At 48.9% G+C, this 19,673-nt stretch carries 22 protein-coding genes; 6 read left to right on the forward strand and 16 right to left on the reverse strand.

Annotation, left to right across the window (positions count from 1 at the left end; genetic code table 11):
• The 13 genes from AC3DOM_RS05430 to AC3DOM_RS05490 all read right to left on the reverse strand — a co-directional run.
• On the reverse strand, positions 1-1,086 hold a 1,086-nt coding region (locus AC3DOM_RS05430; protein ID WP_487918011.1), incomplete at its 3' end, for a hypothetical protein.
• A 7-nt stretch (positions 1,087-1,093) separates the two neighbouring features.
• The gene (locus AC3DOM_RS05435; RefSeq protein ID WP_487918012.1) at positions 1,094-1,750 is read right to left on the reverse strand and encodes a M23 family metallopeptidase; all 657 of its coding nucleotides are present in this window, start codon (positions 1,748-1,750) and stop codon (positions 1,094-1,096) included.
• A 72-nt stretch (positions 1,751-1,822) separates the two neighbouring features.
• A complete protein-coding gene (locus tag AC3DOM_RS05440; protein WP_487918013.1) occupies positions 1,823-2,755 on the reverse strand; it encodes a hypothetical protein in 933 nt (310 codons plus the stop codon).
• A gap of 15 nt (positions 2,756-2,770) precedes the next feature.
• Positions 2,771-3,199 (reverse strand): hypothetical protein, encoded by a 429-nt coding sequence (locus tag AC3DOM_RS05445; RefSeq protein WP_487918014.1) that lies wholly within the window; start codon positions 3,197-3,199, stop codon positions 2,771-2,773.
• Entirely contained in the window at positions 3,192-3,578 is a 387-nt protein-coding gene (locus AC3DOM_RS05450) for a DUF4564 domain-containing protein (RefSeq protein WP_487918015.1), read from the reverse strand. Before AC3DOM_RS05450 ends, AC3DOM_RS05445 begins: the two co-directional genes overlap by 8 nt.
• Before the next feature lie 21 nt (positions 3,579-3,599).
• Positions 3,600-4,082, reverse strand: a complete 483-nt coding sequence (locus AC3DOM_RS05455) for a hypothetical protein (RefSeq protein ID WP_487918016.1) — start codon at positions 4,080-4,082, stop codon at positions 3,600-3,602.
• 12 nt (positions 4,083-4,094) lie between these two features.
• Entirely contained in the window at positions 4,095-4,892 is a 798-nt protein-coding gene (locus AC3DOM_RS05460) for a DnaB-like helicase C-terminal domain-containing protein (protein WP_487918017.1), read from the reverse strand.
• A gap of 129 nt (positions 4,893-5,021) precedes the next feature.
• Positions 5,022-5,501 (reverse strand): hypothetical protein, encoded by a 480-nt coding sequence (locus AC3DOM_RS05465; protein ID WP_487918018.1) that lies wholly within the window; start codon positions 5,499-5,501, stop codon positions 5,022-5,024.
• Position 5,502: 1 nt separating this feature from the next.
• Positions 5,503-7,266, reverse strand: a complete 1,764-nt coding sequence (locus AC3DOM_RS05470) for a hypothetical protein (protein ID WP_487918019.1) — start codon at positions 7,264-7,266, stop codon at positions 5,503-5,505.
• Between the two features lie 5 nt (positions 7,267-7,271).
• The gene (locus tag AC3DOM_RS05475) at positions 7,272-8,213 is read right to left on the reverse strand and encodes a hypothetical protein (RefSeq protein ID WP_487918020.1); all 942 of its coding nucleotides are present in this window, start codon (positions 8,211-8,213) and stop codon (positions 7,272-7,274) included.
• On the reverse strand, positions 8,203-8,622 hold the full coding sequence (locus tag AC3DOM_RS05480; RefSeq protein ID WP_487918021.1) for an A24 family peptidase: 420 nt from the start codon (positions 8,620-8,622) through the stop codon (positions 8,203-8,205). The genes AC3DOM_RS05475 and AC3DOM_RS05480 overlap by 11 nt, the downstream gene beginning before the upstream one ends.
• Entirely contained in the window at positions 8,619-9,230 is a 612-nt protein-coding gene (locus AC3DOM_RS05485; protein ID WP_487918022.1) for a hypothetical protein, read from the reverse strand. Before AC3DOM_RS05485 ends, AC3DOM_RS05480 begins: the two co-directional genes overlap by 4 nt.
• Before the next feature lie 35 nt (positions 9,231-9,265).
• Positions 9,266-9,490, reverse strand: a complete 225-nt coding sequence (locus tag AC3DOM_RS05490; RefSeq protein ID WP_487918023.1) for a hypothetical protein — start codon at positions 9,488-9,490, stop codon at positions 9,266-9,268.
• A gap of 23 nt (positions 9,491-9,513) precedes the next feature.
• Between AC3DOM_RS05490 and AC3DOM_RS05495 the strand changes: the two genes are divergently transcribed.
• From AC3DOM_RS05495 to AC3DOM_RS05520, 6 genes are all read left to right on the forward strand, one after another.
• Complete coding sequence (locus AC3DOM_RS05495) at positions 9,514-10,677, forward strand: aromatic amino acid transport family protein (protein ID WP_487918024.1); 1,164 nt, start codon at positions 9,514-9,516, stop codon at positions 10,675-10,677.
• Between the two features lie 34 nt (positions 10,678-10,711).
• Entirely contained in the window at positions 10,712-12,043 is a 1,332-nt protein-coding gene (locus tag AC3DOM_RS05500) for a B12-binding domain-containing radical SAM protein (protein WP_487918025.1), read from the forward strand.
• A 3-nt stretch (positions 12,044-12,046) separates the two neighbouring features.
• Positions 12,047-13,156 carry a hypothetical protein gene (locus AC3DOM_RS05505; RefSeq protein WP_487918026.1) on the forward strand — a complete coding sequence of 370 codons (1,110 nt, stop codon included), beginning with the start codon at positions 12,047-12,049 and terminating at the stop codon, positions 13,154-13,156.
• Positions 13,157-13,254: 98 nt separating this feature from the next.
• Complete coding sequence (locus tag AC3DOM_RS05510) at positions 13,255-13,497, forward strand: hypothetical protein (protein WP_487918027.1); 243 nt, start codon at positions 13,255-13,257, stop codon at positions 13,495-13,497.
• 19 nt (positions 13,498-13,516) lie between these two features.
• A complete protein-coding gene (locus AC3DOM_RS05515; protein WP_487918028.1) occupies positions 13,517-14,695 on the forward strand; it encodes a hypothetical protein in 1,179 nt (392 codons plus the stop codon).
• Positions 14,680-15,975, forward strand: coding sequence for a glycosyltransferase (locus AC3DOM_RS05520; protein WP_487918029.1), 1,296 nt, complete (start codon positions 14,680-14,682; stop codon positions 15,973-15,975). Before AC3DOM_RS05515 ends, AC3DOM_RS05520 begins: the two co-directional genes overlap by 16 nt.
• Positions 15,976-16,890: 915 nt before the next feature.
• On the opposite strand, the gene AC3DOM_RS05525 is transcribed toward AC3DOM_RS05520, so the two are convergent.
• From AC3DOM_RS05525 to AC3DOM_RS05535, 3 genes are all read right to left on the reverse strand, one after another.
• Positions 16,891-18,147: a hypothetical protein gene (locus AC3DOM_RS05525; RefSeq protein WP_487918030.1), complete on the reverse strand. Its 1,257-nt coding sequence runs from the start codon at positions 18,145-18,147 to the stop codon at positions 16,891-16,893.
• A gap of 25 nt (positions 18,148-18,172) precedes the next feature.
• Positions 18,173-19,171, reverse strand: coding sequence for a hypothetical protein (locus tag AC3DOM_RS05530; RefSeq protein ID WP_487918031.1), 999 nt, complete (start codon positions 19,169-19,171; stop codon positions 18,173-18,175).
• A gap of 15 nt (positions 19,172-19,186) precedes the next feature.
• A partial coding sequence (locus AC3DOM_RS05535; protein ID WP_487918032.1) for a hypothetical protein occupies positions 19,187-19,673 on the reverse strand: 487 nt, incomplete at its 5' end.

Below are 19,673 nucleotides of genomic sequence, written 5' to 3' on the forward strand. Positions count from 1 at the left end.
TGCCCTCCCCCACTGTGGAATCGGCAAAAAGCCAAAACCCTTCCAATCTGCAACGACCACCGCGACCTTTTCAGGCACGCCTACAAAAGCCAGTCGCGCTGCCCGCCCAGCCCAGGGTTTGGCAAGCAAGGCAAATACCAAATGAAGATTATTGTCATCCGCATACAAAATCGCCTTACGGAAGCGTTTTGCAGAGCGCTGCATAATCACCCGCCCAGAAGTCCCGCCTCCCTCTACCTCCAGCCAGAACAAGGTCTCTTGCCCGTCTAATTGTCCCCAAGCCAAAGCGTCTGGTGCAGTTCGTAGACCAGGGATCTGCACTTCACTCCAGCCTGTCCAAATCTCAGCCCCAGCCCATGCTCTTCGTAATGAGGCAGTCCACAACCGAGAAGTGCGCCGATGTCTTCCATCTTCAGGGTTTCGTCTTTCTTTATAGGCACTAAAATTAGCCCCCTCTGGCACACCCCAGCTACGCAAAGCCAAAGAAACGCCCTTCCGCTTCACGCTCCAGGATGGATAAAAACGTTTTTTCTCGTCCCACCCTTTGGGCGGTTCTTCATGAGAAATTATCAATTCCTTCTTATACAACCCCCGTAGTATTCGCCTGGCTTTCCAAACGCTAAAACCGGTCAGAGAAGCGATCTCCGATGTATAGCCTGTCTTGATCCTCGCCAGAACACGCAAGGTTTGGACTTCTTCATTAACCATATCAACAGGCTGCCAGCCTTCGGAAGCAGGCGCACCGGGAGAAGGTCGGATAAATGTCTGTGGGATAAAAGAAAAATCAGTCAGAACAGGGTGATGGTCACTACGCGTAATTGCAGTGGCCAGAGGCAAACCATAAAGCGCAGCTCTCACTTCCTCCAAATACCATCTACCCGGAGATTCAACCTGTATCCACAAAGAGGCTCCCCGTCGATACTTGGCTAAGGTGTTGATCTTTGTCCGCACTGCACGCGCATAATCCCAAGGCGGAAGAGAGTGATTATAAGAAATAGGGTAGAGAAAGGTGTCTGTCCAACGCCCAGGAGCAATCTCCAAACTCTCTGTGCCTGCAAAAACGATATTCCTGATATGTACGGTCATCCAGTGCTTAGTCGGAGCATCCCCAAGAGAGATAATCATCTGAAGAGAAAAACTGATTGGGATTGACCCACCAATACTCATCGCCATCGCGCTGTTTGATCCCATAATGCAGATGTGGACCAGAAGAGTTCCCTGAGCCTGGATCAGCTGGGTCGCCTCCGGATAACCCTAAAATATCACCGCGCTCTATGATCTGCCCTTCTTCCACATAGATTTCACTAAAATGCGCCAGCCAAACCTGATAGCCATTATTTTCAATCACAACCAATCTGCCCCAAGGACCATTCATCCCTGCCCAAACAACCTCACCGCTCAAGACAGCATGAAGCGGTGTCCCTACATCGACGGGAAAATCAACACCGGTATGGTTGCTATAATGCGCATCATGGTAATCACACCCCAATAAGGGCTTTTCATAAACTTCGCCCCATTTTGTCAGAGGTCCCCACAAAGGGATGCCGATAATCTCTGCATCCAAACCTATATAATCTGTCCAGGTACCAGAAAAAGCTCGGGTTGGGTCAAAGTCGCTCCCTTCCCAGGCATCAATATCATAGTTATCACTATCCTGGGGAATATCCAGCAGCCACTTGGTGACGCTGGGTTGTGCCCAAGAGGGGAGCTGTGGGATGGCAATTCCCACCATCACTACATAAGAAACCACAAAAACTATCCCGCAAAAAAAGGGTAGAGCAATTGCCCCACAAGTAATCTTCAATAGGCCTTTCATACAGTCTTACAAAACCTTCCCCATCCGATCCATCTGGATCATGCCTACCTCTCCAGACTGCAAGCCCATCGAAGCCTCAATAGAAAGCCCGTTACGAACCATCCGCATCGAAAGCCAATAAGACAGCCCTGAGCCGAGCAGTACAGGTAAGAGAAAGACCGGATTCTGCGCATACATCCGCCCGTTTTCCGGGGTCATGATGGAAATCACAACCAGCACGCCAGGAGGGAAAAGTGCCAGAAAACGAGCTTGCCATTCTATACCTTTGGATGCTGCACGCGCACGGGATAAAACCTCCACCACCGCACCAAGTGTTGTACGCAGATTTGCAATCAGGGGCGAGATTTCAATCCGTCCTTCAATGGAGGCCAGCAAAGAAGTAGCAACAATATCAACGGCTGGGTTATCCCAGGTCAACGTCCATTCTTTCACCGCCCTGGCAGCCTGATCAGAAGCTGCTGTACGCAAGCGCAGGACCAAATCTTCAAGAACAAGACGACCATCTGGCCCAACCGATCTGGCTGCTCCTTCCAGAGAATCTTGCAAAGTTCTGCCTTGTCCAAGCAGGGTTTCCACAACAGATAACCCACGCAAAATATCTTTGGCTTGCTGCAAGCGAAAAGCCTGCCGAATATCCGACAAGGAACCGCTATAAATCAATCCGCCCGCAATAGAAAATAAAATAGCAGGCACCATTCCTAGAGTCAAACCAGCCACAAAGCCACCCCCAGCCCAGGTCAGGAAGCCAAAAAGAATTTGATTAAGCGTCAAGCCCGTTCCTGTTTGTCTTGCCATTTTTTCCAAATCAATGCGTTTCTCAGGAGGGGCTACCCCCATTTGACGGGCCATTTGTGCGGCACTATAGGTACGCCTCCATCCCAAAAGAAGGGGAATTGAAGCCAAAGCCAATGCGCCAATAAGGGATAATAAAAAGGTCATTCTTTCTCCTAATGCCTATAGTTGTCTGATCCAAAAAGAGATTTCTTCAGCTCCCCCATTTTGGAGCCAAATCACAAAATAAATCCCTACAACAGCCAACCAGATTGAGACTACCCAATAGATATTGCTATCATCTAACTGCAAAGATAAGGGGCGGAAATGCGAAGGGGATTTGGTCATATGCGTTGAGGGGAAGGCAGCGTCACGTCCACCATGATAGGTATGCTGCCGAACCTGGGTCGCAAATTTGATGCGCCGTTTCAGAAAGACTTCCATCGGCACGCGATCGGGTCCCAGACGGATCAAAGCCAAAGCCATAAAAGTCATCAAAACTACAAAGGCGATGATCCCTTTGGCAACAAGTCCCAGGGAGGGGATTAGCAAACAAATTACAGCCGCAATTGCCCCCACGCCCATGATGGTCAGGTCACGGTCGTTAAACATGGGGAAGATATTTTCTCAGTAACCTGCCTAATTCTTCCCAGGGCTGTGGGGCTGGGCGGAAAGGCGGATCAGGTTTGAAACCTTCCAATAAGTCTCCGAGTTGCGGCAGGATCAGGAAACCAATCAGCACCATAATCACCAAGCCAACCACACCCAGAATGGCATAGGTCGCCATCTTGGAACCACCAAAAGCCATGCCTGCGCTGCCCTGCAAGACATAAAACAAGCCGCCCAATAAGGCAACAACGACGATCAGTCCAACTAGAAAGCCCCACGCATCTCGCGCCAGGATTAAAATTTGATCCATAACTGGACCGAAGAGTCCCCCACCATCACCTTCGTCCAGTAAATACAAACTACTAATCTCTAAAAATTTCATCCTATTGCTCCTGAAATAAATTCAACATGCGCCTAAAAAGATTGCCGCGACTGGTACAGCTACACTTGCCAAGAGCATCCCAAACATCGCTTCTGCAATCTCAATCAGCGCGGCAGAAGTGTTAATTGCGCCTCCTGCCGATGCTGCCAGGACTGCCAAAAAGGTTGCTTTCAACATGCGTAAGCCTGCCAGACCTGCAATCAGCATGGCTGAAAATGTACCCAGGTCATTAATCGGCCCGCACCCAGCCCCTCCGGGGATAGATGAGGAAGTCGCTTCTACTAAAACAGGGATGCCCAGAAAAGCAAAAAGAACCAGCATCAATACGCCAGAAATGCCCGCCATTGCCTCCCAAACCCACAAATTTGCACCGAGCATCGTTCCAGCTGAGAGGCGCAGGATTTGTGCCAGCCCCGCCAGCATTCCAATAGCCAGGGTAAGGATGACCAGCACCTGCCATGCCTCCCGGAAAATACCCAGTAGAATGTCTCCAACGCTACTCATATAGTCTGCCTGCTAGATATGCCCATCGAACTCAGATTCAAGTGCAGGATAGAAACGCTCACCCCAGAATTGGAGTTTCCAGGTTCGGGTCGGACCGGTACGGTCTTTGAGGGTATGCACAACCAAATTGAGGCAGCCACAACTGGCAGGCTCACCATCTCGAGAAACCAGAAGGACACGGTCTGCTTCATAAGGCACTCGCTCATCGCCTAATAAGTGCCCCAGATTAAAATCTTCATCCAAATAAAAACTTTCTGCTTTTAAAGCTGCTGCCACAATAATCGCCCACTCATGTCGTCTGGACATGGATCGCAAAGCAGCAGCGGCTTCGCCACTGCGCAACTCCAGCGGGATCATCCCCGTTAGCCCAACAACGGGCATACGGTTGAGATAATCCACTGTTAGCAAGGCGTTTCCTTTTTGGGGAAAGTTATAGGTATTCAACAAGACATCTTCTAGCCCTCGCACCGTATCACGGCGATCATCCAGCGACAATAAAACTGCATTCCCGCATTCAGCTAATTTATCTTCTTTGGCAAATTGTTCTGCTTCTCCATGAGGGCCCGCAAGCATGGCAGTGACTTGTTGAGATATTCTGTACTTCAATTCTTCTTCGGTATGCTCATAACACCCTATGGCGGCGGGGACATTTTGGGCGGCGGCATCGAAGAGCATCCGCAACATCCAACTGGTTTTCCCCACACCAGGCGCAGCAGCCAAAAGCGTTAGACCGCCTCCCCAAAAGGGAAGTCCGGCAAACTCTCCAAAAATTTTATAAGGGGTTGGGACTCCAATAACACCAGCTCTCATGGCGGCAGTATAGAAGATTCCGCATGGGGGTACCCCTTGATATGCGTTAGGCTCTTTTTTCCACTGCAATAATTATCGAGAAGGTAATACTCGTAACATAAAACATATCCCCCCAAATGAATAACAATTTCATACAGCCCAAAGCCATTGAGCAAGGCTAAAGACAGATAAACCTAATAACATGCCGGGCAAGGCAGGTGAGAGGCCATCACTTGGGTAGCGTTTCCGCCACCATCTGCGCCATAATTCCACACCCAAGACCGATAGGACTACGGCTGTCCAAGGAAATAAAGAGGCAATTCCAGCTAGAGCAAGAAGGTCTGCTCTGCCAATCAAGCCACGTCGAACGCCAAATCCGGTGAGTAGCAAGACCCAAGCGGGGGGAAAGAATAAGGCTGGGATAACAAGAAATCCTGGGAAGGAGGCAAAGATACCCCAAGCCACCGCCAAGACAATCGCAAGAACCTGAGGAAGAGATGCAGGTGCGGCAATAAAAAGACTCGCTAAAAAGAAAATCTCTATCGCTGGTACCAAGCGATAACGCAAGTCGGCAAAACTGAAGATCGCAAAGGATAGCAGCCAGAAAGGAGTCGCGTTCGCATCGATCATCTTATTCTTTTGCCTGCTCAAGAAGAGAGAGGAGTTCAGCATCAACACCGGCTCTGTTGGCTGTCTCCCATAGGGGGGCAGTCGCAACATCTATTTCTTGCTGGGATTGTGCATAGGTTTTTGCCATCATCCCCGCTGCTTGTGGGTATTGGGAAGCAAAACCGTCGGGGGAAAAGCCTGCTGCTTCCACATGAGTTGATAAACCACTATAAGCTGAACGAAAGCCCTCTGATGAACCTCCAAAGCCAGAGAGAATATCCTTCTTTACGCCCGCAGAAGCAGAAAAGCCAAGGTCAGAGGATTCCGGGGGTGATTGATTGGCCTGGGGCTTGGCAGAAGCACCACCAAAGCCATCAATTTTTGTCTGCAAGCGATCTTGTCTGGCTGAAAGGTCACTACTTCGCGCCATACCATAAGCAACCCTTGCCTGTCCGTGTGCGCCCACTGCGTCAAAAGCCGTCCCTAATTTATTAAAACCTTGTGCTTTGGCTAGATGCGCCATTTCTGCACTCGCTGCCGCAGATGCACTTCCACTCATTGCAGCCCCGGTTGCCGCTGTTCCAGCGCCTGTAGCTGCACTTCCTCCTGCGACTACAGCTCCACCTGCCGCAGCGCCAACGCCGCCTGTAGCTGCTGCCAAAGCAGCGGTGGCTACCAATCCCTTGGCAACCCCAAAGATTTTCTTGGCGGCTTCTCCAGACGCACTCAAGGTCATTTTTGCAAGAATGCCAGACAGGGAAAGTAAAGCTCCCGTTGCCCCAAAGAGCCATAATAAGCGCACCAAGCTGAGCACCATCCCTCCCTGACTAATCGCTCCAGCTACAGAGACAGCTGCTTTAAAGATTGCCCCTGCAATAAGTGGCAGGAGGGAAATCAGGACAACGGCTTTCAACCAAAGAGAACGTAACCAGCGCATTTGTGGAATAACTGCACCCACAGAAATCGCTGGCCCTAAAACAGCCAAAACAAAAAGGGTGGCTTGTGCAGAGACAAAGGCAAAAAGAAGTCCGGACATCGCTAAGATAGCTGCAAAGGTCATGGCTATCCCGATTAAGGATTGCAAAAAGACAAGCCCGGGAATGACCGACGTAATACTCAAAAAGGAGGGCGCGGACATCAGGGTGACGAAATTGGCCGCCAGGACACGTGTTTCACCAACCGCGGCGACTTTGCACATCCACCAGCCTAAACGTGAGATCAGATCAAGAAAAGGACCAGATAGTACAGCCAATAAGCCCGCTGTAAGCCAATCCCCAACCACAACCATCGGGGTGTCATTCCCATCCCCAAGCAATTTGCTCCAATGATAGAGTGCAAGGCGAAGCAGAAATAAGGCTGGAGCCAAAGCAGCAGCAGTCTTCAACCCTGATTTAGCGACATTGGTGAACTGATCTTTTTCAGCAGGTTTCACCAATTCATTCAAAGCTGATGACCAGCGCACAACCTCCTTTTTGAAATCTTTCTTCTGCGCCTCAGCTGTTTTTTTGAAGAGATTGCTCAGTGCTTTGGAGATTGTGTCATCATGGAAGACCACATGGAAAAAAGACTGCGTAATAGAGGTAATTATTGAAGTGGATTCTTCGGGAGGATCATCTGGGTCGTCTGGAACATCTTCATCATCCGGCGTCTCTATATCTGCTTGCGTGCTCGCTTGCCCTCCAGCGGATACAGAGGCTATATTGGAAGAAGCGAGCATCAGAAAAACCATTGAGAGAGCAATCACAAGAATAGAGAGTACGCGAAGAATTCTTTTACGAGAAAACATTAATTTCACCTTTGGAGCATCTTCAATGAAGCCTCTCCAAATATTGGCATTTGACGTTCCATTTTTGCCTTGTCTGGGTAGCATAGGTATTGATAACCACAGTCCAGGCAAGCATGAGGGTTGCGTAATGCCCGTAAGGGAAAGGATACTTTTGATGTTGCCCTCTCTGCTAAAGGCAGGAGCATCTGCATCAATTCATCTATCTTGAAAGCAGATTGAAAAAGCTCTGCATCTCCGCTTTTACGTTGCAAGCCAAAAACCAAGGGCGGATTAGACCAACTCTTATCTCCTGCTCTATCTGAGGCTTGCACCAGTGCAAAGCGTAATTGGTCATGTCCGCGTCCCTCTTCAACCAATAGACCGATATGCTCACGCTCTACTTTGCCAATTGTTGCAGTCCAAACCCAGGCTGGGAAGTAGACTGCTTTTCGCACGCCTCGCGAAGTAATTGCCAACCATTCCAGTTTTATCTGGACACTGGCATCTTGAGAAATATTCATATCTCCCTGCCAGTCGTAAAGAAGAAAAGCCCAGACACGGGCATATTCCAGGACCTTATCCCAACCGCCCATTTTCTTGATCGCAACATGAGAGCCAAGTCGGTGACTGGGGTCGAATCTTCCACCAGGAAAAAGGGGTGATAGTTCTGGAGAGCTCATCGGGTGGTGGCTGCGATAAGTTGCTACTTCACCGATATATTTTTCAATATCACCCAGAGCTGCTTCGCCAATCCCATGTTCTGTGAGCGCATCCTTGAGCGTTTTTCCTTGACTAAAATCATCCAAAACATGCCAGGCAACATCAAAGACGGGTTCAGGGTTTGCCCCAGCCAACCACCAACCTGAAGCAGCGGGACAATAGATATATAAAAGGGCAGGCAAGATCGGGTTACCCCGTGCCTGTTGGTTACGCTTATCCAAAAGCGCCAGAAAGAGATCAGTAAGCATGGGAAAGTTCCTGTATCAAAATAACCAGCAGATAAACAAGTGTTCGCCATGCGCCCGGACTACGAACACCGGTTAGGATTCTGCCCTTGATTTTTCGCCAAAGTAATTGCAAAGCACCTGTAGCAAAGAAAATGAGGGGAATAATCCAGAGCATTTGATAAGCGGAGGGCAGAGAGACAATCAGCCCCATCCACAGTTTTGCATCCCCGCCTCCCATCCAGCCTAGTTTCCAGGCCATCCAAAAGCTGATTAAAAAAGCGTATATCTCCATAGGATGAGGGCTGTTGACAAAAAGACCTGTGATAAAAAGTGGAATTGTCACCCAATTTGGGATACTGGCATGGCGAAAATCGTATAGGGAGACAAAAAGGCTAAGAAAGAATAAGGCAAAGAGAAGAAAGAGACTCATTTACTCAATTCCACCTGATAATTCCAAAAAGCAGAGGGAACGCCGTTATAGTCTATGTCGGCGGCGAGGTGGTCTTGCAGATTAGGAATATCGGCAGGGTTTATCCTCCCAGAATACATCCTTTCTTCCCAATCTTCGTCAACAAGGCGCAAATAGGAGACTTCCCATCTACCCTGATAAGGAACGCGATTACCACCCCAAAAAACCCAAATATCGGAAAGATAAGGCATTAGATAAGTAGGGGTAACTGGTTGCAAAGAAAGCGTGATGCGAACCCGCTTCAACTCGAAAAAGGGAGTAGGAGTATCTCCTCCTTTGGTTGGTACCTTGAGGAAATCAACAGTCTCACTCACAGAGCTGCTTGGAAAGGCGCGGATAGAATCAATATCTACCTCGTTGATATATACATGGGGAAAGGGAAGAAAGATGCTGGTATCCCAGAAAGGTTCTCCTACCTTACAATTGATTCCATCTTCGTCCACAGATAAATCTGCACAGGGGGATTTATCAGGAAAAGGGAAAAAGACATCCAGATCGTGGTCCTCGATTAGATATCCAGATGTGCTAAAAGATAAGAATAAGAATAGCAATATCGTATTTCGCTGCATTGAGCTTTGGTCTCCTGAGAGCGCATCATACGATATTAAATGACAAGGTACCCTGAGTGATGGATGCTGTTATTGAAAAGTAGATTGGCAATAATCGAGCAAGGAAAAATTTTCCCCGTACTTCTGTTTTCCCTTATAATATCTCCATCCACCATCGCCCTGGGAGGGGAGCTATGTCCCATCAACTGCACAACAGCATAGTCCGTATTCTCACCGCTGACGGGATTCCCGTTGGCAAGGTGTTGTGGATCGGCTAACATCAATCACTCTATAATGAAATCAGATGAAAAAGAAGACTGATAATCAACTTACCCAATGGGAAGCGATCTCGCTTATGGTCGGGGCCGGTGTTGGCGCGGGGATCATGGCCGTTCCATTTCTCGCTGAGCGTGTTGGCATTATTGGCCTTGCGGTAATCTTGCCCGTAGCATGGGCTGCGAGTTCCATCGTACACCTGATGCTTGCCGAAGTATTATTTCGCACCGGGCAGGATCTCCAGATCGTGGAATTGATGCAAATCTACATATTAAAGGGGCGAATCGGAAAATGGTTTCTGTGGATAATATTCACATTTCTGAGTATCGCCTTTCTGGCTAATCTTGCCGCATATATCTCTGGCGCTGGAGAGATCGTAGCTAATCTTACAGGCATACACCAGCGCATCGCTGAACTCGCTATCTACATAATTTCAGCCAGTGTTGTTTTCTTTGGTCTCAAGGCCGTAGGGATTGCTGAGAAAATTGGCGTTATTGTTCTGATCAGCCTTGTGTCCGTCATTGTCTTGGGTGTGATTCCTTTAGGCCTAAGTCTGCCACTTAAGACATCTGGTTCTGCAACAGGATGGATGGCGCTTTACGGGATGGTCATGTACGCCCTCTGGACATTCTACAGCGTGCCCCAGGTGGTGAAAGGCCTTGGCTCAGATCGTCACGGTGCTGTTCGAGCAATCCTTATCGGCCTTGGGATCAATGGAGCACTCACAGCCACTGTTGCATTGGTCGCGCTGGGGCTTTCTACAGAAGTGACTCAAATCGCGATTATTGGGATCACGAAAGAAATGGGGCCATGGGTGGGGGTTATTGGCTCAATCCTGATCATATTTGCTTTCGTAACCAGTTATTGGTCTGTCTCACTTGCGCTTGCCGATATCATTCAGGAAAGGATCGGGCTATCAACAAAACTGGCCTGGTTACTGGCTACACTTCCCTCGCTGATAATCCTTTGGATCGGTGTCTGGCAATTTCTCGAATGGCTGCGTCTGGCCGCCGGAGCCACAGCGATCGTCGTGGCGCTCATCACCATTCCCATGTATAAGAAAGCACGTCAAAAGGGGGTTGTTAAAGACCCGGGGTGGACGCTTGGTCCTTGGGGAAGCCCGGCAATGCTGGCCCTTGTCCTCTTTTTACTCATCCTGATGGGTGTCGGCTCCTTGGTATCCATAGGTTAGTAAAACCACCAAAACCCTCTATACTCCCCTCTTCATGAAACTCACCCTCATCCGTCCGAATATTGGCCGTCTGGAACATAAATTCTTCGTTGATGAAGCGCGTATGGAACCGCTGGCGCTTGGTATTTTGGCTGCCCTGACCCCATCAGATGTCGAAGTTGTGATGTACGACGACCGCCAGGAAAGCATCCCTTTCGATGAACCTACTGATTTGGTCGCCATCAGTGTGGAAGTTTTCACCGCCCGACGGGCCTATGAGATCAGCGCCGAATTTCGGAAGCGCGGTGTGCCCGTCATTCTGGGGGGCATCCATGTCACCCTATTGCCCGATGAAGCTGCCCAACACGCTGACTCCATCTACATTGGAGATGCGGAATTTCTCTGGGCCCAGGCGATCGCCGATGCTCAGACTGGAGACTTGCAACCAATCTACCGCGCTACGGGTGGCACTCCCCAACCAGGCTTGCTAACCCGGCGCGAAATTTTTGCTGGCAAAAAATATCTTCCCCTCAGCCTGATGCAGTTCAGTCGCGGATGCCGCTTTGCCTGCGAGTTCTGCGCCGTCAGTGCCTATTTTGATCAACAACACCACTGTCGGGCTATCGATGAAGTTGTCCATGAAATCCAGACTCAATCCCGGCACCACCTTTTCTTTGTCGACGATAATTTGCTAGCAAACCACGAGGCTGCCAAAGCCCTGTTCCGCGCCCTGATCCCACTCAAAATCCGCTGGGTTTCACAAGCCAGTATTGATATGACCAGCGACCCCGAGTTGATGGAACTGATGGTTGCCAGCGGCTGTCTGGGGAACGTGATCGGTTTTGAGTCCATCGATGCTCACAACCTGGCCGAAATGGGCAAAGCACCCAACCTGAGCGGAGGCACAGACCATTACGCAGAAGAGATCGAAATCCTGCACCATCATGGATTGCAAACTTGGGCAGCCTTCACCATTGGCCATGACCACGACACCCCCGAATCCATACACAAACTACTAGAATTTGCTTTGAATAATCGCTTCACCTTTGCAGCCTTCAATGTGCTGATGCCTTACCCCGGCACACCCCTTTACCAGCGTTTGCAGGCCGAAGACCGCCTGCTCTTTGAGGGTCAATGGTGGTTGCATCCGGAATATCGTTTTAACTACGCCGCCTTCCGCCCTGCCAAGATGAGTGCCGATGAGCTTACTGAGCTGGGGTTCCATTGTCGCAAAGAATTCAACAGTGTCAAGAATATCATTTGGCGGGCGCTCGAGCCGCGCACCAATTTGCGCTCGCTCTATCGTTTTGCTATTTATGCCATGTACAGCCGCTTGTTCCGTCAGGAGAGCTTCAAAAAGCACGGCATGCGCCTGGGGCTGGAGTGAACCATGAAATTCAGTTTCGAGCTTGCACAACCCTCCGATGATCCTGCTCTGCGCAAACTACTCGCGGAAAGCCCCATGCCCGGGCGCATCACAGTCGCGTTTGAGCGCGAACCAAACTACTTTATGGGCTGCTCCACTATGGGACCCTTCTGGCAGACCATCATTTTTCGGCACACCCCCAGCCAGGAGATCGCTGGCGTACTCTGTCGGGCTGTACGTTCACATTTCATCAACGGAAAACCCCAGGATTTGGGATATGTGGGACAGATCAGGATCGCAGAAAAATATCGTAGCCTGTGGTTGCTCCATCGGGGATTAAGCTTCTTTCGGGAATTACACGCCGATGGACGCACCCCAACCTATTTGGGTGTGATCTCCGCTGAAAACCGGATCTCACGCGGAATTTTAGTGGAGCGTCGCCGCCGGAATTTTCCCTCAGCCCAAGAGATCGCCCGCATCTATACCTTGGGAATCATCCTGCGCAACCCGATGAAAGCACTCCCTTTTGATGGGAAAATCGAACGCGGCTCCTCCGAAACCCTGCCGGAGATAGTCATTTTTCTGCAGGAACACGGTACACAACGGCAATTCTTCCCTGTCTATTCAGCAGCCGATTTCACAGAGGGGGAAGTTGTGCGTGATTTCGATATCCGCGATTTCATCGTTGCTCGTAGGGATGGCCAAATTATTGGGGTCCTTGGTTTATGGGATCAGAGCGGGTACAAGCAATCTGTTGTGCGAGAATATGATCGCTCACTGCGATTGGTGAAACCATTTTACAATCTCGGTGCCCGTTTGCTGGGCGCACAGCCTCTGCCCAACCAGAGGGAACATATCCACTCGGCTTATGCCAGCTTCATCTGCATTGCCAATGATGATGCCAATGTCTTTGCCGTACTACTGCGAGCGGTCTACAATCTGGCAGCCGAACGGCGTTACGCCTATTTGATGCTGGGATTGACCACAACTGATTCTTTATTACCCTTAGCACGTAAATACCCCCATATCGATTATCACAGCCAGTTGTATCTGGGGTCCTGGGAAAATGAAAATGATGGGCTGGGGCAAAAACTGGACAACCGCATACCTTATATTGAGATCGCGACACTGTAAATTGTTGGGACCTAGGTGAAAAACTTCTCCTACCTCCATTTTCCCTTATAATCATAGCCGCTATTATAGCCACTTACCATCACCCTCGGAGGGGAGCCATGTCCCATCAACTGCACAATAGCTTAGTCCGTATTCTCACCGCTGACGGGGATCCCGTTGGTGTAGGATTTCTTGCCGCCGAAAACCTGATCCTGCCCTGCGCGCACGTCATCGTACAGGGGAGCGGATCGGATGAAACCGTCCACTTTGATCTGCCTCTGCTCGCGCCTGGAGAGTCTTTCTCCGGGCGTGTTTCGTTTAGAATCGAATCTGAAAATTCTTCCACACTTTTGTTTCTGTAATAGTTTACGAGGAGCTAAAATGAACTTTGAAGAAAAAATCGACCAAGAAATTGAGGTTGAAAAAGAAAACCCCGGACAATCGGAGATATGGGATTTATTCGAGAACAGCAAAACAGATGAAAAGTTACTGATCTTTAGCAAAATGCAAGAGTCCGATGTGCTGGATGCTGAATATGCTTTCGAGTTTTTGACTACGCTAAAATCAGATTTTGATTTGACAACCAAAGAAGGACGTGCAAACTATGCCCTTCTTTTGAATAAGTTACAAGATGAAAAGCTGGATATTTATGAGCATGATAGCCATTACTACAATCAAGATTTGATTACTTTTGCCATTCTTGATGAGCGTTGGGACAATATACCCGGACTATTAAGCCCCTTCACATCAGGCAAACATCTTGACGAATTCGATACGGTAATTAGCCAGCTCAAATATCATGGATGCACCAAAATTATATTGGAGGCAATGGAAACCGCTTATCCCGGAATTCAGGCTTCCTCGGAATATATCTATGGGGCAGATGAAGAATTTGCCGGGGAACTATCAGAAATCATGCTCATTGATTATTTGGAATCATCCGATCATCCTCGCCCGGATGACCCTACCTTTTTGGATAAAGCAGGTTCTTTGGTAGAGTGGAAAAAAGGGTGGTTGGATTGGTTTATACCGAGAATTACCCAAACCAAATCAACAGAATGGACTTTGGATGATTTTCTTGAAGATATTAACAGCGAAGAATGGCGAGAAAAATTCAGGAACCTTCTATTAGAATTTGTTGCCACTGAATGGGAAAAGGGAATACCGTTATCGCGCTGCATTCTCGGTTGGCATCAATTATTTGAGATTTTCTATACACAATTTGAAAAACTCGGCAAAAACAAAAAGAGCGACCAAAAATCAAAAAAATCTTTTTTAGCGCGTTGTATCATTCCAAATGCGAAGAAAATGGACGAAACACTGGGAGGGCATTTTTCGATTATGGGCGGAAAACCCTATGAAATTTCTGCTGGTCTTGAATTGTTGCCAATTTTTTTAGGGTTTATGGAAGCTCTTGGCATTATTCAACATACACAAAAGCAAAACGCGCTCGGAGAAATCAGAAAACGCATTATCACTAATATCCCCAATGTATTGAGTAATTACGGTGGTGACCCGATTTTGCTTGAAAATTTAGAAAAAGCTTGGCTGAAAAAGTAAACTCAATACAGGTTGCCATATCCACTTTCGGTAGCCGCGGGGATGTTCAGCCTTTTCTCGCACTGGCTGTTGGATTGAAACGCGCAGGTCATAAGGTCACGCTGGTCACATCGCACACGTTTAGCGATTGGATCCAAAGCTATGGGATTGATGTACGCCCCGTAGAGTTCGATCCGCAGGATGCGTTGAACCACCCGGAGATGCAAGCCTTCATGCGCAAAGGGGGCAATCCTTTCCGTGTATTGCGGGTCATGCGCGAAGAACTGGCGCGCGCACTGAATCTGCATGATGAGTTCTGGGAAGTTACCCAAAGAGCAGACTTTGTCGTCCAAGCCAGCACCAGTATCGGGGCTTTGGAAGCAACCGAGCTGCTCAATATCCCCTCTGCAATTGTCCATCTTTTTCCTTTTTCTACGACACGCGAGTTTCCATCGTTCTTTCTAGGGGCACTTCGGTCATCGCTTGGGCCTGGCTACAATCAATTAACGCATTGGGCTGCCCATCAACTGGTTTGGAAGATCATTGGCGCACCCATGTCCAATCAGTGGCGTCAACAACTGGGACTGAAAGCCTGGCATTCATACGCAGAATTGTATGCCCAGGCGCGTCAACAGAAAACGCCGATCTTGTGTGCGTTTAGCCCGTCACTCTTGCCAAAACCAGCGGATTGGGATGCAAACCACTTCCTGACCGGATACTGGTTTCTGGAGAGACCGTCCACATGGCAGCCACCAGCAGAATTAGTGCACTTTCTGGAAAGTGGTCCGCCGCCGGTCTATATCGGCTATGGCAGCATGAATGCTGGTGATGGGGAAGAAAAAACGGAACTGATCTTACGGGCTTTGGAACGTAGCGGACAGCGTGGCATTCTTCTTTCCGGATGGGGCGGGCTTGCACAAGGGAAAGAAGTTGAGAATGTCTTTTATATAGAAAATGTTCCGCATGACTGGCTCTTCCCCCAAATGGCGGCAGTGGTTCATCATGGCGGCGCGGGTTCAACCGCTGCCGGGATCAGGGCAGGCATCCCAAGTTTGATCACGCCCGTTGCTGCCGATCAGTATGCTTGGGCAGAGCAGGTCGTCAAAGCAGGGGTTGGTCCGCGTATGCCAGATCGAAAATCCCTGACAGCGGAGAATCTGGCAGAAGGAATTCAAATCGCACTAAACGATCAGGAGGTGCGCTCACGGGCGGCGCAACTAGGCAAAAGCATTCGCGCTGAAAAGGGTGTAGAGCGGGCAATCAAGATCATCGAACGCCATGCAGCTCAATTCAGGACATAAGAGTTTGAGGCTATAGAAACGGTTACTTTTATGAAAGTGGGTGCGGCGAGATGAATTATGAGGTCACGTTGAAGTGAAAAATGTCACTTAACCCATAAAATGGCCGGGGCTGGAAGCATAAAGTGGCCGCACTCTAGCCTATCGTGATTGTGCAAAACTAGGAGATACAAGACAGTCTGGAAGGATAACTTGGCCGCAAGTAAATCTTGGAAGCATAATGTGGCCGAAAAAATTTGTTCCTTTTTGCTCCTAACCGTGTTCAAAACAAGCATGAAAGGCAAATTGACACGCTGTCGTATGAATATGGCCATGGTAATCAGTGTCTACTATGCTAAATAGCCGAAGGCTTTCATTTTTCAGACTATTTTTCGGGTTGTGCTATTTTCAAAAAAAAGCTTCTGGAAGCATAATGTTGCCAAAGCGGCCACTATATGGGTTAAGTTAAAAAAAAATGTCACTTAACTCATAGTTTTGCCACGACTGGAAGCATAGTTTTGCCGCATTTTACCCGTAGCGAATAATCAAAAATGCTAAAACATTGAAGGAATGGAAGGAAAGTTTTGCCGGAAGTAAATTCTGGTACCATAGTTTTGTCAGAAAAATTTCCGATTTTTCAACGCAAAAGAAGCTACTTTACCCATCCGGCGAGAGCGAATCAACGAATCTTCTTATCGAGCGGCTCTTATGGGATGTATTTTCCAGTATTTGGAACAAACAGACTGCTTTTTAGCTATTGTGCCATATGCAAAAACAAGCTTCTGGAAACATAGTTTTGCCAAAGCGGCAAAACTATGGGTTAAGTTCCAAAAAAGAAGCCAAATAACAAGAAAAGCCGCCTGGGTGAGGGGGGCACCCAAGCGACCTTTCAATAATGAGTATATACTATTTTTCAAAGGGTGGTCATCTCGTGCGCAATTATTCTTGCCAGCCAATCTGCCCCTGCCCTTCACGAACACCCCAATAAAAGATACTGCCCCAGGAATAACTCCGCGCCCAAAGTGGATTGTCTATCCGATTGGCATTATCCATCCGCCGAATTTCTACCCGCCGATCCCAATAGGCATCAGGCGCGCCATTATGATCCAGGTCAGCCATCATCGAAGCCGGTAAACCTCGCACTGCCGATGGTGGAATTTCTCCACCAGATGAGCGACCTTCCCAATCCCACTCCCTGTGTCCAGTAAAATTGCCATATGCATCTCTGTGGCAATTTAGTCCGCCACTACCATAGTCTTCTACGCACCTGCTTCCCCATTCCAAATAACGTAAATCCCAATAAAGTCTATAAGGCGCTCTGGCTGTGCCTTCGAAGAGGGGAAAGTCTGCTGGCAATTCATCCAAGCCAACATTCCCTGCGAGGGGACCACCTCCAGCCTCAGGATGAGAGGGTAAATCCCAATGGAATAGCATCGGGTTGCCTGTACTGCCTGCTAGAGGCAGGTCAAACTCTCCGATATGTGGCAAAGACACGCTTGCTATACTTTTTGCAGGGCGGAAGGTCAGGGTCAGGCGAATATCACGCCAATCACCTGGAGCAGGATTCCCAGGACTGCCACCTCCCAAAGGTGCATAAGCCAACCTACCAGTTCCAGCATTTGTGGGCAGTGCCCCAAGGCGGATAGCTGTATCTTCCCAGCGAACCAAGGTTGCTGGGTATGGGCGTGCATCCAAAGAAATTACAGGTAATCTTACACTGGCAGTCAGATGCCAATCCCAGGAGGTGCCACAGATCACCCCGCCGGGCGTAACAATCAATTCTGTTGTGCATGGATTTGGTGGTGGGGAATATTCTGTAGGGCAATCTGTAGGAAGACCAGCATTGTAGGCGGACAGAATATTGCCCGAACAGGCATCTACAACCCCGCTGGCAGGTATACAGCTACCTGCAGGCGCTGGGCTGCCTCCAAAAGAAAAATAACTGGCCGGGATCAGGACATTTGAGAAATCAGCTATTGCTACTTCTGTGCAAGGTTCGGTTTCCTCACCACCAGAGCCACCGTTTCCACCTTCTCCGCCTTCTCCATTCGACCCGCCTCCGCCTGTGGTGCAGGTTACGGTATCTGGAGGCGTATAGAAACAATCCCCTGCATCAGCATGGGCAGGCGCTATTTGGATAAGACTCAAGAGCATTGTAAACATAATCTGCACTAGGAAAATCTTTTTCAAATTCATGATGGTCTCCAGACAGCCTGCTCCCCTATTCAAGATAAGCGTTAATTTCATTCAGGATGGCATCGCGTTTGGCAGTATCCGTAGCATCTTGCCAATCATTGGGCAAAGCCTTCATCGCCATGCCATAGCTTTCTTCCAGCCACTCACTATCCCAATGAGATAAGCCAAAGATAGAGCTTTTCATCTCACGATCAGCACTAGCCAATTCAGCGGTCAAGCCAATTTCCTCATAACTGACACGCCCCGCGTCTTCACACCAACCCAGCCAGGTCCAGCTTTTTTCTTTATAGCCAAAGAGCAGAAAAGTGCGCGAAGCAGAAACCTGCCCATCCCCGCCTGTAAAGACATGCTCCCCTAATTGCATCAAACCATATACGGCTTCAGTGTCTTTGGATACTACGCAAATTACTTCATAACCATCTCCCCAATCCTGACGTTCATTACCAGCAAAGGTGGATGTACGAAAACAACCTCGCAAAGCCATCTTTGTAGCGGGGTTGCCAGATTTATCAATTGCCCACTGTGCCAAATCAGGCACTTGTGGACTGATCAGCATCTGTACAGAAACAGGCCCTTTATTATCTGTGAGGATGGTCAGTGTCCCTGTTTGCATGGTCATCGGCATAGAAGAAAAACCCAGCTTTTCTATTGCCTCTGCTCGGCTATACCCTTCATTAATCGCCAAGACCCAAGCCACCGTTCGTTCCAATTCCATGTAGATACAAGTGGGGCTAAGTGATTTGTAATTCTTGCTCAAATGCATATCCAGCAAAGCCCAATCAGCAGGATCAGAGGGACAGGCTTCCGGGGTATTGCTTGGCATCACCTCTGGAATAGCGGTTTCGGTCAGAGGAGCAAATACAGGGGTTTCTGCAATATCAGTAGGTGAGAACTCCCCGATACGCCAAAGTGCTGCTCCTCCAGCAAGTAAAAGCAGTAAGACGAATAAAACGATAGCGACAATTGCATAAGAACGCAAATGCCGCTTGCCTGATAAATCTGTATAGGTAAAGAATTTCAGCATGTTTTTCCTTTTTGATTATTGATCTTCTCTCGTCACCCCATGCGCGAGATACCCCACTGTGTTGACAGCGATCCAGTGCTTGGGGAAGAGAAAGCCAGGGGTTTCAATTCCAGCTTGTACCAAACAGCCTGGTCTCCCCTGATAACGCCCGCACTGCACAAAATTCAATTGCAGATAGGAGGGTGCCTGATTGCGGAAATAAATGGCAGCAACCGCATTCCCTTCGGCAGTGGAGCGAATAACACCATTGGGCAAGACTTCAATTTCCTGTGCGCCTGCATGGGCTGCCAGATCGCCAATCGCAACTGCATCCATCACCCGCACGCTGGTGGTCATATAGTCAAGCAGCCCCATCAGGAAAACAGCCATCAGGGGCAGGATGATCGCATAGAGCGCAATTGTCTGCCCGCGCTCACTTGGATCGTTTAGCGCCATTTTGCTTTCCATGTCTCTGAACGAGAGATAAATCGCTCCTGGGAACTGCCATTCCCAAAGCCCAGCC

The organism is Candidatus Desulfolinea nitratireducens, from assembly GCF_982879505.1.

Bases quoted from the DNA above. Each gene is read 5' to 3' on its own strand.
- AC3DOM_RS05440 (WP_487918013.1), bottom strand. From the start codon at position 2,755: ATGACCTTTTTATTATCCCTTATTGGCGCATTGGCTTTGGCTTCAATT.
- AC3DOM_RS05445 (WP_487918014.1), bottom strand. From the start codon at position 3,199: ATGTTTAACGACCGTGACCTGACCATCATGGGCGTGGGGGCAATTGCG.
- AC3DOM_RS05450 (WP_487918015.1), bottom strand. From the start codon at position 3,578: ATGAAATTTTTAGAGATTAGTAGTTTGTATTTACTGGACGAAGGTGAT.
- AC3DOM_RS05455 (WP_487918016.1), bottom strand. From the start codon at position 4,082: ATGAGTAGCGTTGGAGACATTCTACTGGGTATTTTCCGGGAGGCATGG.
- AC3DOM_RS05460 (WP_487918017.1), bottom strand. From the start codon at position 4,892: ATGAGAGCTGGTGTTATTGGAGTCCCAACCCCTTATAAAATTTTTGGA.
- AC3DOM_RS05465 (WP_487918018.1), bottom strand. From the start codon at position 5,501: ATGATCGATGCGAACGCGACTCCTTTCTGGCTGCTATCCTTTGCGATC.
- AC3DOM_RS05470 (WP_487918019.1), bottom strand. From the start codon at position 7,266: ATGTTTTCTCGTAAAAGAATTCTTCGCGTACTCTCTATTCTTGTGATT.
- AC3DOM_RS05475 (WP_487918020.1), bottom strand. From the start codon at position 8,213: ATGCTTACTGATCTCTTTCTGGCGCTTTTGGATAAGCGTAACCAACAG.
- AC3DOM_RS05480 (WP_487918021.1), bottom strand. From the start codon at position 8,622: ATGAGTCTCTTTCTTCTCTTTGCCTTATTCTTTCTTAGCCTTTTTGTC.
- AC3DOM_RS05485 (WP_487918022.1), bottom strand. From the start codon at position 9,230: ATGCAGCGAAATACGATATTGCTATTCTTATTCTTATCTTTTAGCACA.
- AC3DOM_RS05490 (WP_487918023.1), bottom strand. From the start codon at position 9,490: ATGTTAGCCGATCCACAACACCTTGCCAACGGGAATCCCGTCAGCGGT.
- AC3DOM_RS05495 (WP_487918024.1), top strand. From the start codon at position 9,514: ATGAAAAAGAAGACTGATAATCAACTTACCCAATGGGAAGCGATCTCG.
- AC3DOM_RS05500 (WP_487918025.1), top strand. From the start codon at position 10,712: ATGAAACTCACCCTCATCCGTCCGAATATTGGCCGTCTGGAACATAAA.
- AC3DOM_RS05505 (WP_487918026.1), top strand. From the start codon at position 12,047: ATGAAATTCAGTTTCGAGCTTGCACAACCCTCCGATGATCCTGCTCTG.
- AC3DOM_RS05510 (WP_487918027.1), top strand. From the start codon at position 13,255: ATGTCCCATCAACTGCACAATAGCTTAGTCCGTATTCTCACCGCTGAC.
- AC3DOM_RS05515 (WP_487918028.1), top strand. From the start codon at position 13,517: ATGAACTTTGAAGAAAAAATCGACCAAGAAATTGAGGTTGAAAAAGAA.
- AC3DOM_RS05525 (WP_487918030.1), bottom strand. From the start codon at position 18,147: ATGAATTTGAAAAAGATTTTCCTAGTGCAGATTATGTTTACAATGCTC.
- AC3DOM_RS05530 (WP_487918031.1), bottom strand. From the start codon at position 19,171: ATGCTGAAATTCTTTACCTATACAGATTTATCAGGCAAGCGGCATTTG.